A 15596-nucleotide genomic window follows, 5' to 3' on the forward strand; every position below is an offset into this window, starting at 1 on the left:
TCACTTGCGACGTTTCCAGTTAATGCGTCCTGACGTTGAGCCGATCAAGGCGGAGGCCGCAGCCAGCCCTGTCGCAATCTCATCGGCCAGACTGCCCTCACCTTCGCTGGCCTGAGCAGCTTGCTCGGCAGCAGGCGCTTGTGCCCCCTGCTGTGCAGGCGCTCCGGCTTCGCCAGAGGCTGGTGCAGGCAACTCGTCATACACATCGGCGCTTTCCCGACCGAACGACTGACCTTGCAGGGTCGCTGCTGGGTCGGTCTGTGACGTCACATTGGACGCGCCAGTCTGAACACCCAGGCTTGTTGGGCCTGTGGGGTTCAGGGAGTTGACGGTGGCCGGGTCGCTTGCAGGCTCTTGCCCGTCGGTGTTGCCACCCAGGGCGTTGACAGAACCCGTGTCACCCGAGGAAGTACCGATGACCGCAGCATCACTGCTTGAGGTGCTGGAGGAACCACCGTTGTTGGACGACGATGAGCCGCTTGCACCAGTGCTGCCTGTGCTGCTTGTCGAAGTGCTGCCCATACCGGTGATCATCAGGCCGATGGTCAGGTTGGCCAACTGGGCAATCTGCGCGGGGGTCAAGCCCTCGAAGACGCCTGTACCGGTAGAACCACCACCTGTACTTCCACCACCGTTGTTACCGCCGCCGTTGTTGCCGCCGCCGTTGTTGCCGCCGCCGTTGTTGCCGCCACCGTTGTTGCCGCCACCGTTGTTACCGCCGCCGTTGTTGCCGCCGCCGGTGCCTGGATCGACCACTACCTTGGTGCCGTTGATGCGGACTGTCAAGGTGTCGGTTGCCGAGCCATCGAAGGATTCAATCGTGAATTGAACCTCGCGGAATTGGCCCACTTCCAGATCAGCCAGGTCTGTGGTGTCAGCCACAGCAAAGGTCCACGTACCATCAGTGCCCAAAACGAAGCGGCCCAAGGAGGTTGTCGTGTCCTGTGCTTTGAACAAGGCTTCACCCGTATCCACGTCGGTCACATTGAATGCGCCTGACAGCGTCGAGGCTGGGGCATAGTTCGCAGTGCTCAGTACAACGCCGGTGATTGTGGCGACATCATTGGAACCCGTGATGGTCAACACCACAGGCATGCGGGTCAGGCCGTCCAGAGACACTGCCTCGAACTGCTCGGTCAGGGTCTGGCCTTGCGGCAGTGACTGGATTGCCACATCCGACATATTGACGGTGTAGGTCCACTGACCATTCGCACTCAGGGTGAATCGACCATACAAGCCCGTGGAATCGACTGGTTGGAAGACAGACTCGTCCCGATCCAGATCGGAAATGGTCAACTGGCCAGTCACGCTGGACAACTGGTCTTCGGTGATTCCGCCCGCAAAGTTACCACCCAAAGTGGCCTCGGACTGGGCACCGAACACCTTGACCGACACCACTGTGGACGAACCATCGGCAGTCTGAACGATGAACTGCTCCATGCGTTCTTCACCACCTTTCAATGCGCCGCCCTTGATTGCGTCGAGTGTGTAAGTCCAGTTGCCGTCTTCGCGCAGCGAGAACACACCGAAGTTGGTGGCTTGGTTATCCACTGGGATAAAGACCGCAGCACCTCCGTCGGCTGCAGGCAGCGCAAGGCGGCCTGTTGCAGTCGTCAGGCTGCCATCGATGACAAAGCCTTCACCGACAGCAGTGCCCACCAGCGCGTCGCCACCACCTTGGTTGCCACCACCAGTGTTGCCGTCCTTGACTTCATCCAGGAACTCATCGTAATCGCCCAAAGCAACCAGGCTGATGACGTCCTTGAAGGAAGAGCCCTCGACATCGCGGCGGATAGAACCAGAGCCGGACAACAAGACATCCTGTTCGCCATAAGGGAACATCAGGTCGGCCGTGTTGACATTGGCCCGGGTCAGCGCGCTGTCACGCCCTTCCCCACCCAAGACATAGTTCTTGCCGCCGTTGAACAGCAGGTTGAACGTGTCGCTGTCGGTTTGCTCAGTCTGGTTGACCTGGTCGCTCGTGGTCTGGATGCGGGCCAGATCCTGGCGGTTGTCACGGGACACAAAGTCAATTTGACCGTCATCCCCAATGAACACACGCTCAGCGCCCGATGCCGTGGTCGTCACACGGTCGTTGCCACGACCGGCGATGACGTAGGCGTTGCCGCCAGCCACCACAATGTTGTCGTTACCGCCCTGGTTTTCCACAGTGCTGAGAATGCGGCTCAAGCGGCCTGTCAGGGACTGGTCGTAGAACACCGCACCCGCATCACCCAAAACAACCGTCTGCTGGTTGCTGCGGGTGTCAGTGCGAACATCGATACTGTCTGCACCTGCACCACCAATCACCACCTTGTTACCGCTGCCCACTGCAATGGTGTCGTCACCACCCAGTTGGCCGTTCAAGGCATTCACCAAGGTCAACTGGTATTCGCCGGTGGCAGTATTCAGTGCACGGCGCATTTCAAGGTTGTCACCAGACACCACATCCAGAGAATCGGAGGTGGCGTTGATGGTCAGGGTGTCTGAACCCAGTCCACCTGCGAGCACGTTGAAATCCAGCGCCACTTGGGCATTCTGTCCGCGTGCGCCGACAGCCAGAGTCACCTTGTCGGCACCTGCTGTAGTCACACCGGTGTCCAAGCTTTGAACACCCAGAACACGGCCCGCTGCATCCAGATTGATTTCAGCGTTGTCGCCTGCGATCACACGCTCATACCCGGCCATGGCCAGGACGGAGATGGTGTCAGCGCCAGCGCCGCCCAGAATCAGCTTGATGCCATCAACGTTGGAGATACCAGCACCGACGGCGATGGTGTCTGCTGCGCCATTGGGCAGGCCAATCGAGGCCACCAGCGTTGGTGTGCCAAACAGGGTAGACCCTGAATTGGCAGTCGCGCTGAACTGGATGGAGTCACCGGCCGCAACCAGATTGCCCTTGCCTGCGTTGACGGTGTCAGAACCAAAGCCGCCCACGATGATGTGATCACCATCCTGAACAGTCAATGTGTCACCGGCACCCTGCTCCAGAGCAATGGATTCGAGACGAGTCACCTGACCCAACAGGGCATTGCGAACCAGGCTGGCGTTGTCACCGACCAACACGGCAGAGGAACGAGGCGCGTTCACCTCAATCTTGTCAGCACCCATGCCACCGATGGCAATCACGTTGCCCAAGGTGCTCATGCCACTGACCAGATTGCCGTTGCCAATCGTGATGGTGTCCGCATCGCCGGTTGAGGCTGTGTTGTCCAGTGTCTGCGCCAGAGTCACATCGCTGGCCAGGCCAGCACCGATGAACTGCATGCTGGCGCTGTCACCCACGGCCAAGCGGAAAGCGGTGCGGGAAGAATCAACAGTCAGCTTGTCCCGACCAGCGCCACCGATGAACACCACATCACCATCAACGATGGAGACCGTGTCCGAATCACCGAAGTTCAGTGACTTGCTGACGATGGAACGCAGGCTGTCCGCTGTTTCAGGACCGCCCACACCTTCGGGGTTACCGGGCTCATAAATCAAGGTACCGGAATCGCCCACCACGGTACTGCGGTTGATTTTTCCATCAGTGCCAGCAACAGTGGCCAAATTCACCACATCGGCACCGAAGCCACCAACCACTGTTTTAATACCGCGTCCAAGGTTAATGGTGTCGGCATCGCCCTTCTCATCAGTGAGTGTCGTGATGGATTGAATGCCATAGCTCTGGGCTTTCTGCTCGATCTGGACATTGTCACCAACGACTGTGTCGATGCTGTAAGCACCGGGCTGAACCGTGATGGCATCCGCACCCAGACCACCCACAATGATGTTGCGGCCGAGGTCTGCTTTGCTGTCGATCACACCCACGGTGATGGTGTCGCTGCCTGCTGTGGCCGAGATGACATCAGTGGACATGACAGTTTGCACACCGCCCACCACGTCAAATGCCACGGTGACAGCATCGCCCATGAGGTATCGGGCAAAGCGTCCACGTTGATCAGCGTGTGTGGAGCGTGCATCACGGGTGGCGTTGACACGCACGGTGTCCGCGCCGAAGCCACCAACCACCATCTTGAAGCCATCATGCAGGGTAATGTTGTCGTCACCACCGAACACCAGGCTCTCGGACAACAAGGTACGCAACACGCCGTTTTCTGCAGCGGTGTCGTACTGCAGTGAACCACTGTCACCCAGTACAAAGTGATCACCGTCACGGGCCGACAGAATGTCTGAACCCATACCGCCAATCACCGTCTTGTCGCCACTGCCGCTGCCAATCAGGTCGTCACCACCGAGGTCGTTCAGGATGGAGCGAACCAAAAGGAGCTGTGGTGTCTTGGTCACGGTCGAGCCGTCGACCACAGACTCGCTGCGAACCACTTCGCCATTGTCGCCAATCAGGATATCGGTGCTGATGCCCGTGCCTGCGGTCAATACCCGGGTTTCTTCTTCGAAGCTTGCGCCACCGACGAAGATCCGGTCTTTGCCCATGCCGCCGATGACGACGTTGGTTCCGAAGTCGCCGCTGGCTGCGTCACGGCCTGCGCCGATGGTGATGACATCATTGATGCCATTGCTGCCATTGGCGTCCTCTGTGGCTGCAGTGTCAATGGAACGAACCAGTGTCATCGTACCCACGGCATCGAACACCACGGTTCCTCGACCCCCAATCACGTAACGGTAAACACTGCTGCCCGAAGTGGCTGCTGTGATGGTGATCACATCGGCGCCTGCGCCACCGATCACCACCGAGTTGCCACTGCCCAGGTGAACGTAGTCATTCTGGTCCACATTCGCCATGGCGGTTGCCTCAGCCTGAGTGAAGGTGTTGGAAGTCACCTCACGCAGAATGCCGTTGCCAGTAGCGTCATAGGTCAACGCCCCACTGTCAGACAAAACTTGGTTATTGCCGTCATGGGCAGCAATGGCGTCTTTGCCATAACCACCGATGATGACCTTGTCACCACTGCCTGTTGCAACCACATCATTACCGCCCAGGCTGTTCAGGATGGATTGGATCATCAACAACTGGTTGGCCGTGGTTGCTGTGGAGGCTGTACGCTCAATTTCACCGTTGTCAGCAATCACGATGTCGCGGCTGATACCACGACCGGAGATTGCGTCGAGCAGGTCTGATCCACCACCAATCAGGATGGTGTCATTGCCCATGCCAGTGACAACAATGTTGCTACCGAACGAGCCACTGGCTGCATTGCGTGCTGCACCAATGGTTACACGGTCATCGCTGTCCTGAGTCACAGTAGAATCAGTAGTCCGCAATTTGATCAGGCTACCCAGCGCATCGAACTCCAGCTTGGCATGGCCACCCACCACCAGACGGTTGGTAGCCTCATTCGATGCCGCAGCCGAAATGGTGATGTTGTCCTTGCCAGCACCACCCATCACGATGGCATTGCCACTGGCCAAGTTGATGGTGTCGTCGCTTGCGGTGGCGCTTTCATCCACCCCACTCTTCGTGGTTTCAATGGTTGCGAGCAGATGCGAGTTCTTCTCAGACTTGGCGAAGAGCAGCTTGCCGTGGTCACCCAACACGATGTTGCGCTTGCCCAGGGCATCGGAGACGGTGATGGTGTCAGCGCCGTGCCCCCCCAGAACAATGTTGCTACCCGTGCCCAAGGTGATGGTGTCGTTGCCACCCGCTGGTGAGGCTGTCAATTCATCGAAGTTGGTGACTTCGATGGCCAAACGGGTCGAAGCGCGCAACTTGATGACGCCAGAGTCACCCAACACAAGGTTGTCGCCATTGCCAACGGTGATGTTGTCCGCAGCATTGCCGCCCACCACAATGTGGTTGCCATCAAGGCCGACAATGGTGTCGGCGCCGCCCTTCACGCTTTGCTTGGAGGTCACGGTATCAACCGCACCGTCCGCTGCAAACTTGACCTGCGCGAAATCACCCACCATCAACTCATTGCCCGCATCGGAGCGTAGCGTGTCTGCACCGGTCGAGCCGAACAGCACGTCGTCACCCTCTCCGCCTTCCAGGGTTTGTGGCCCAGTCGACTTGTCGACGTTTTCGACAATCTGACCGAACCAGGTCCATTCGCGGTTTGGCAACTGTTGCCAAGCCAACTTGGCGCCAGACTTGCTGAGTTCAACTTCACTGCCGGAAGTATTGACAAACTTGAGAGAATCAGCAGACAGCAAATCGCTCCCAGCCATACCCTTGAGGCTGTCGTCGCCTCCGCTACCAAGAATGATGTTGTTGGTCGAATTGCCGACCAAGGTGTCATTGCCGGCGCCGCCAAAGATGTTGTGGAAACCACCCACCTTGACGGACTGTGCGGACTGGGTGAAACGGCTGTTGGACGTGGCGGTGCTTTCGTCAATCGTCACACCGGTGTTATACGAGGACAGGTCCAACGTATTGCGGGCAGAGGGCCGCTCGGCCGCAGTGTTCAAGCCGACGTTGGCACCACCCACGCGTGTTGCAGCACCATAGACCGTTCCAACCAAGGCGTGTGCGTGGTCAAACGCAAACACGTCGCTGCTGGTACCTCCAATCACGCTCTCAATCCCCGTGAAGAGGAATGAGGTGTCACCGAAGGTGGTACCGCCATTCATGCCTGTTGTGGCATTGCTGACAACACCGTCGTTCAAGGCTGCATCGTCAGTGTCACGAATCAGGCCTTGAGCGGCCGAGCTGAGTTTGGCCTTGAAGGCCGCAGAGCCTTCATCTTTAACAGCCACATGCAAGGGTTTGCTTTCAAACGACATGTCCAGCGTGTCTGCACCTGTGCCCCCAGCGATCCAACCCACCGAGGTGGTTCGGGTCCAGGTCGCTGAGTTGCCACCCTGTGTAGCCTTCATGTTCAAGGTGTCAAACACAACCGCGGATGTCTGCTTGGAGAAGTCCAAGGCGTTTGGATCAGTGGTTGTCACATCATCAACTGTGACTGTGCCGAAATTGCCCAGGAATCGATAGGTGTCGGAACCTGCATTGCCGGTCAGCGTGCTTGTGCCGCCACGGGCCACCAGCAGGTCTGTACCGCCGTTGCCTGTGATCTTGGTCGAGCCATTGGAACTGGACACCAGCACGTCACTGGCCGAGCCACCGATCAATTCGTTGGAACCAGACCCTGTATCGACCAGAATCGCTTCAATAGTCGTCAAGCCTGAGACATCAATCTTGTTCTTGCCCGAACCGGTCACACCGACGATACGCTTCACACCAGAGAATGTCCGGGTGTAATCCGTTCCATCAATGGTGGCCGTGATCTCGATCTCATCAGTTCCAGTCTGTTTGATGACATAGGTTTCATCAACATCTGACGGGTTCTTGTGAATCCGGTTTTCTGCCTTGGCCGATGCGAAATCGTCCGCGTACTGGGACGCACCGATGTCGGTCAACAAGGCCATGTCCGTCAACCCACTGCCCATGTGCAGAGAGAACGTACCATCACCATCGTCGTCCGCGGTCAGGATCGGGAAGCAAGGTGCTGGGGTGTGCTTGAATTCGAACAGTTTCTCGCGGAAAAGCTGCTTCTTGTAAACCGTGGCAAAACCCACCTTGACCTTCAAGTTACCCTGAAATTCGATTTTCAAACCGACTTCAAAGATGTCTTTCGGATCGCACAACAACACATCGGCGATTTCCGAGACACGGAACTTATTGTCGTTCGCGCCCTTGCCATTGTTGTCATTCCAATCCAGAGTACCCTTGAAATCAATACCCGCAGCCAAACTCACACTGGCAATGTAGGCATTCAGTTCGGCAAACACCTCCAGACCTGCCGTGAAAATAATGTCCGGCATGTCTTTGCCATTGACAAAATTGTCACTGATGTAGAAACCATCGAAGATGTGTGCGACGTTCTTGGTTTGGAAGTACTTGTTGATACCAAAGGTATCGAAGCCAAAGCCAAGATTGATCTCAACACCCAGGTGACCACGGATACCTGCACTTACTGTGGGTGCAGAATACAACACGGTCGCGAGCTCAATTTCGGTTTGATACACCAAGGGCTTGGGCGTGAACGTGACCAAGTCGACGGTTTTGCCTGTGATCAGGTCCAGAATCTTCGAGAAGTCTGCCAAGAAAGGCACTCGGAGTGCACTGTTAGGGTCATTCAACTTGGCCAAGAAGCCCAACACCCCGCTCTTCGCGCTGGCCGATGGGGCCTGCGGGGTGCTAGTTCCACCGGCAGTCAATGCCTTGGGCGTGACTGGCGAGTTCAAGGCACTGTTAATGTCCATGACACTGCCGGACAAGGATGAACCTTTCTTGCCGGAGCTGGAATTGACATTGCCACTGAGGGTAAACACCGCACCAATCGGAATGACCAGGTTGCCTGCGTCTTTCGGAATGGCACTGATGATGTCAATCAGGCTCTTGAACTGCTTCAAGAACTGAATCTGCTTGGTACCGCCTTGGCCAAACAGCTCCGCCAAACTGAGAATCGTCAGGTTACGGCCACCATTGAACAAAGAGGTCCCCGGAATTTCCTTGTCCAAAATGTCCGTGATCTTCTTGATCTCGTCGGTGAACGGTCTGATCTCTTTAACAATCGGATTCAGGAAGTCACTGAAGAAGCTTCCCATGTCCAAGGCGAGGTCAGAAATCCAGATGGTTGGCGATGGGCCAAACAGCTTGCGATACTTCGCCTCAGCACTGTTCGCGGCCAAAGCGCTGACATCAATCGCTTTGAGCGAATATGTCAGGTGGAAGTCGGCCAGCAACCTGGGCAGAGACCGTTGTCCTTGAACGGACAAATCCAGGTTGAAGTTGGCTTGGGCCTTGGCGTTCAATTCAGACTTGAAGTTGTCCAGGAACTTACCGGAGTTCATCTCGCCGAAGGTCAGACGTCCATCGTCGTTCCTGTCCCGGATATCGATTGTGAAGCTGCCCCGGAAGTACGTCCGCGAGCCGATTCCCCGGTCAAACAAATCGGGTGAATTGACGATGCTCTGATCAGGCAGACGGATGGAGTTACTCCAGTCGTCCACAATTGTTCCAGTCAAGAAGAAAATATTGGCCTTCAACTGAGCAGGGTCAACCACACCGTCGCCATTGCGATCACGCCCTTGCAGGTATGCGTCGAAATTGATGGCAATTTCCTTAACCGCAGCGTTCGCCCCAGTGTCAGGAAGATCCAGGACGTTCTCGATCAGTTCATTGCGTACCTGATCCTGCCGATACTCCACCTCACCCTGTGGGTTGATGAAGCCGATGCTTTCCAGGTAGGCCTCGTGTTTCAGTGTTGTCGAGCCAGCGCTGACCGTGTCCAAAAGCCCAAGGCTTTCCAGATAAGCCGCATCGAAGTAGTCAATGTCGCCAAGCCCGGCGTGGTCAGTCATCTTGCTAATGAGGTACAAACCATCATCAATACTCAGACCGAAGCCGAAGAAGAAGTCCCAGCCGAGGTCGAGCTGCAACCCACCGTCCACTTCAAGGCTCAGGCCAGGGAATCCGATGTCAAAGGAAATATCGACATCGCGGGACAGCAGGCTTTGGCCCAAATGCATCCGCAACTGCAATGCACCTGCGTCATCCAGCGCAGTGACACCATCGACCACATCAATGATGTCGCCACCCTTCTTGTTGTTACGCTCCATGCTGGTTTCACCAGCCAAAACGTAGCCCAGACGTGTGCCGTCTTCAATGCCTTTGCTTCGGGTCGCGTTACCCATCGCAATGTACTCCAGCACGATGTCGTCTGAAGTCACCAAGCCATCGAAGTTGTAGTCCTTCAGGAAGTTCAACAACGGATTGTCAAATGCGTATCCGGCATTGTTCTTGTTGGACAGGTAATCGATCAAGTCCTTGGCAGGGTTGATGATGCCGTCCTTGTTACTGTCTTCGGTGAAAATGCGGAAAAGCAGCTCACGAAGTGCATTGTCCAAACCGCCGTACTGGTCGAGTTGTTCGTCCAGAATACGCTGGATGGCGCCAAGCACCTTCTCCTGGAACAGGGAGATGAAGTCCGCGCCCTTGGCCAACTGGTCACCAATCAGCGGCAGAGGAATCTTGGTCAGTGTTTCGATACCACTCTTGATGCTGTCCAGTGCAAAGTTGATGCCATCGAACAGAACGCTCGGATCGCGCAGCAACTGGAACAGCGGGTTCTTCAGACGGAAGATCTCAAGGTACTGGCCTACACCCGGCAGCTTGTAATACACATCGACATTGGCTGCAAAAATGGTGGGGAATTGACCAGTGACGTTCTGTGAGCGAATGGACTCGCCATCAAAAATGCGGGTAAAGAACGTTTTGAGGCTGCCAATACCCAGCTGAATGTCGCCAACTGCAATCGGGTTGTCTGTGCCACTGGGGATCAGACCCAAGGTGGTGCCAAGGTCGAAAATTTCGGAGGGCAACTGCACAAATGTTGGCAACGTCACCTTGGCGCTGCCATCAAAGGCAACATCCAGGTCACGGAATACTGCACCGAACGCTGTGGCCGTCAGATCATCGGTGTTAACCGACACTTCGACTGCCTTGTTCTTGAAGGTGCTGCCGCCAAAAGTGATCTTGAACCCGCCGGAATCACGATCCACTTCAACGGAGATGCCTTTGTAGGTTGGCGACACAGCCGCGTTGAGCATCTGTTCAAGCTCATCGGCAGTCACGTCGTAGTCAATGTCGCTGACGGTTTTGGTCACCGTGCCGTACTTGAATGACAAATCGAAGGTGCCACCAGTGCCAGAGATCATGGTGACGCGGCTGACAGCAACCGCACCGGCCACGCCACCCATGGTGAGAGGCACCACACTGATCTGACCTTTGAAGGTGATCTTGGACTCATCTGCATCAAGACGATCCACCGGCTTGCCGGTGAATTCGGTGCCAGCAAACTCAATGTCCCAGCCCTCCGCAGGCTTGCCGCTCGCGTGATAGGTCACATTGACCACGGCACCAGGCAATGGCTTGTTGGAACCCGTTGGTGAACGGAAGGCCGCTTCCAGCGCGGCTTTAACCACGGCAGGCGTTGCGTTGTAGGCAATATCGCCTGTGGTGTAAGTGCTGTCACCATACTCTACGGACAGCTTGAAGGTTCCGGCGCTGCCGGACACCAACTTGAGCCATTGAACCGTGTTGATTGCACCCACAGGGTTTTGTGCATTCAATCCATGAGCAGCAGCAGTGATGGTTTTCCCGTCGAACCCGGCACCGCTCAGAACCACTTTGAAGCCCTTGGTCGTGTCCTTGGGGTCGTTCAAGGTCACAGAAACAGCACCACGCAGCGCTGCTGGCCCAAACAGCAAGGATGACTCAATGGCAGCCTTGACGCCAGCGGCATCAAAACTGTTCAAAATCGGCGCTGTGGAATAAGTGACCCCACCGACCTGGAACCGCAATTGGAAGCTGCTGTCCATCTTGGGTACAACATTCAAGGGAGCTGCTTGAGTGGCAGACCCCGAAATTGCAACCTGCGTGGAAGCCAGCGCTGTGCTGTTGAAGATCAGTCCCTGTGCAGTACCCGTTTGAAGGGTTTGTACCGACATGGCCGCATTGAAATAATGCTTGCCATCGCCCTGTCCAATCGCGCCATTGGGGTCATCTTTCAGGAACAAGCCCGCTTCAATATTGATGTCAGCCGAACCATCGCGAATGCCCAGAGTTACAGGACCAAGGCGTGCAGCAAAGTTCAGTGACTCGCCGTTGATCAGCGCTGTCAGACGAGCGAAAGTGCCCTTGTCATCAGTGAAGTCAGTCGGCGTGTTATTGTTGAAGAAGTCATAGACAAAGAACTCACCAGAAGACAAGTCAAAGCCCAGCGACAGATTGATGCTGGCTGTGGGTACCACAGTGACCTGGGCCGAGGCCTGCAGGTCAATCAGGTTGCTCACGGTACCCAACACGTCTGCAAAAGCATCACCGCCTATCAGGTCGCCCAAAGTTTGCAGGTCGATGTTGATCGGGAACTGCTGGTTGAACAACTGATACTGGAACGGGATGTCAATGCGAAGCGCGTTGCTGACATTGTCATAGCCAATGTCAAGACCGAACACATTGGGACGGGCTGGGTCATAAACCGGAATTCCGAAACTTTCGGACAGCACACGACGCAGCTCCGCAACACCTTGGGCAGGGTTGGAGCCAAGCTTGTCGATGGCTTTGGCCAGGTCTGCCGCAACGTTGAAGATGTCATTGACGCTCTTGTCAATGATTGGAATCTTCTGATTCAGGAAGCTGAAGGTGCTCAACTTGCCAAGCATGTTCGACACCAGTCGCAAGCCTTCAACAATCTGTGCAAACGACAGGTTCTTGAAGTTGGTCAGGTAATCTGCACCCAGCACATTGACCTTGACTGCGTCCGCCAGTGAAACCGCACCCTTCCAGACATCAATGACTGGAACAGAAATGTCAATCTGTGGGACCACATCGGCTGGCAACAACGTGATACCACCGGCATCAATGCTGACACCGTCAATCAGTAGTGTTGCTGTCGGTGTTGAATCCAGGTTGTAACTGGAGTCGGTGAAGATAAAGTCGGTGACGTACTCAGAAATCAACCGTCGTCCCACCACTTCCAAGGCATGCGTAGTTGGCGCATTGAACGCCAACACATTGACCACGTTACCCATCGGATCGGTGTTGCTGGCCTTGCTGATGAACTTGGTTGCACCACCACCGAAACTGAAGCTGGTAGGCAGAGTTGCCGTTGGATGCTTCAAGTTGTAAGTGGTAATTGCGGACGCAATTCGGGTGTTGGCATAGGTAACCAATTGATCAAGGGTAGTAAAGCCCTCGGTATCCTTGGCCAACAGGGTGACCACCAATTCAATGGGCTTGGCCGTCTGGCCGGCGGGCGCATCAGGGGTCAACTTGATGGTGAAGCCGACATCAGCACTCAGGGAGCCCAACATCTCAGTCGATGCATTTTTGACTGCAGCATCGAGAAGTACCCGCCCACCTTTGGCGGCCGTGACATCACCTCGTACACCCAAATCGCTGAAACGATTTGTCGCGGCTTGAATCAATTCTCCGACATAAACACGGTCGCCTGCATCGCCATCGGGCCCACCCTTAAGCTGCAGCAGAACACCAGCACTGAATGCTGCTGTCAGATGGTTCAGCTTGAGGTTGATGATGCTGAGTGAGGCTTCGCCGGTAAAGTTGTCCACGCGGGCGTCAAAATTGCCGCCCAGCGAGGCATCCTGCAGGAACACACCCACCGAAGATGCTTCGAGTTGCACACCAAACTGCATACCAAGCACTTTGGCGAGGTCTGTGGTCTCTGAGCCCAGGAAGCGAAGTGTGCTGATCTTCTCCTTCATGGTCATGAACTGTATTACGCGGTTGCTTCCATCGGCAATCGCAGCCCTGGCCTTGAATACATCGGCCAGGCTGTTGACACCGTCCACGCCATTCAGTGGCCCAAGGTCGTCACCAGTGATTGCAGCAAATGCGGTATTGAACGCAGCAATCAGTTGATCCTGTGTGTAGGTTCCCGCTGCAATAGTGATCGTGATGACATCGTCTTTGCGTGACGAGCTTGTGCCCAAGGCATCTTCAGCACCATCAACTGCGAGCTGGAAGACTTGAGGATCTGTAAACGTCACGCTGGCAGGCAAGAACACCTGACTGATGGTCGGCTCGCCAGTCACTGGACTTGAACCGAAGACCGCCTTCGCACCTGCATCAGTGGCAGAAACAGTGAACTCCAGCACCTGCTGTGCAATCAATTCAAAAGACAGCTTGTTGTCGGCGTTCAGCTTAACGCTGAGGGCATCGCCAAGCTTGGCATAGCCAGAAGTGGCCAGCTTAGAACCCACTCGGAGTGTCTGAGCCTTCAATGCATTGTTGATACTCGTCACCAGTTCAGTGCTGGTCTGAGTAGTGGCCGCTGCGTTAGCAGGCAAAATAACATTGAATGTTTCGCCATCCAGAACAAACCGGAATGTGCGTGTAGGCGTCCCCGCTGACGCGAAAGAAGAAGTCGCAGGAACAGCTACATCGCCTGTGGCGGTATTGACCTTCTTCACGCCCATGCTGACGTTGAAGTTCTCGGGGCGATTGAAGTCAATGCCAATAGTTGCCAACAGGCTGATGCCTGCATCGATGGTCAGGTTTCCGCTGGTTGTCAAAGACGCCAATGGGTCAAGATCGAAGTCCAGATTCAGTGGCACATCAATCGTTGGAAGCCGCGGAGTCAGCTTCAGGTCAAACATGAAGTCCATGGCTTCAGCGTCGAACCGAGGGCTGATACTGAACACTTCGCCATTGGGCAGAAGCTGCGCCACCATGTCCTGAAGAATCGGGGCAATGTCGGCCAAGGTGTTGAAGCGCGGCCCTTTCTCGACCGTGGCATTCTTTCCGACTGGGCTAAAGCCCAGTATCTGTGCCCCGTTGCCGTAACTGACAGGGTCATCTATGCCCTTCAGGAAATCAGCAAATACAGTGATGGTCTGCAGATTACGAGCACCGACCGTTCCCCGGTATTCAATGTCGAACACCAGCGTGTTTTCCGACATTTCCACAACTCGTACGTCCGCAGAAGCGCCAATCAATGGTTTGTCCGCGTTGGCAAAGGTTCGGGTAATGACCTTGCTGAGCAACGCCGAATACTTGTCGGTGTCGCTGGCACCAGCAGCGACGGTTACCCCCGCTTTCGCCAAAGCTGCATCAAGCTCAGCCCCGGTCATGTTCAACTTCACGCCTTGCTGAGTGGCGTAGGTCACCCCGTCGATGACAATATTGCTGCCGAAGAAGCCGCCTGCAACATCGTCCAGGACAACGCGTTGTACTTCATTTTTTGCGATAGACGTCGTTGTCTTCGAAGCGCCTTCCTGCAAAGCATAGGCGACGACCGTGATGGGGGTCGAAGCACGAAGTGCGGTGCTGGAGGTCAGTGAAGTACTGCCGTCTGTTGACGCTGTGAAGAATGCTCCACCTTCCGACAGGTCCATCCCTTTGACACTGTCGCCTGTGAACTCGATGTTCAACATCCGGATACCGTACGGCAATGGATCACCGGCAATTTCTTCGACCTCGGTCACGGTGACTGCATTTGCGCCCAAACGAGCGTTGATTGCCGCTTGGATCTGAGCCGCAGTTGCATCAGGCGCCAAGAGGACGGTCAACATGCTCTGTACGTCAAGGCCGTTTGCGTCTTTGGTCGCAAACTGCAACTGGAAGCTGGAGGTTTTTCCGCCCGATGCTCCACCCGCGTTACTCAACATGAGGCGCTGGACTTCATTGGAGCCCCCAACCCCACCTTCGACCTCTGTAACGATCACTGCGAATGCAGCAGGAAGAATCGAGAATTCTTCAAACTGGTCTGGATTGATCGGAACAAACTGCAGCTTGCCGTGAGTCAGATTACCAATCTGACGTGTTTCAAATGCGCTGACACGAATCAGGCTGGCAGCGACTGTTTTGGTGGTGATGGTTGGGTCTTTACGGACGACCTGGTCGACCCCTTTGACTTCGCGAGTCACCGACAGCGCCGCTGTGGCCTGCCCAGCCAGTTTGCCCAGGAAGAGGATCTCAAAGTCGCCGTTCTCACGAACCGTGACGTTGACCTCGTCAACCCCTTTAAGGCCGAGCAATGCGGACTTCAGCTCACCTGCAATTTGTGCGGGCGTCTTACCGGTGATATCAACCTTGATGACGGTGTCAAGGTCATCAGCAAAAGACAGGGATACTGCCGTTGAGTCTCCACTGACCGTGCTTGGGTTGAATACGG

Annotated in this window: 1 protein-coding gene (only partly in view); it reads right to left on the reverse strand. The window is 55.6% G+C overall.

Features of this window, described 5'->3' with window-relative positions; genetic code table 11:
- Window positions 1–15596 carry the 3' end of a pentapeptide repeat-containing protein gene (locus ACK4FF_RS09800; protein WP_409708177.1) on the reverse strand. Its footprint extends 18592 nt past the window's final position, so the window shows 15596 of its 34188 coding nt (coding positions 18593–34188); its start codon lies off the right edge, out of view — the gene reads right to left on this strand; its stop codon occupies window positions 1–3.

It is taken from the genome of Limnobacter sp., from assembly GCF_046297615.1.
Lineage (GTDB): Bacteria > Pseudomonadota > Gammaproteobacteria > Burkholderiales > Burkholderiaceae_B > Limnobacter.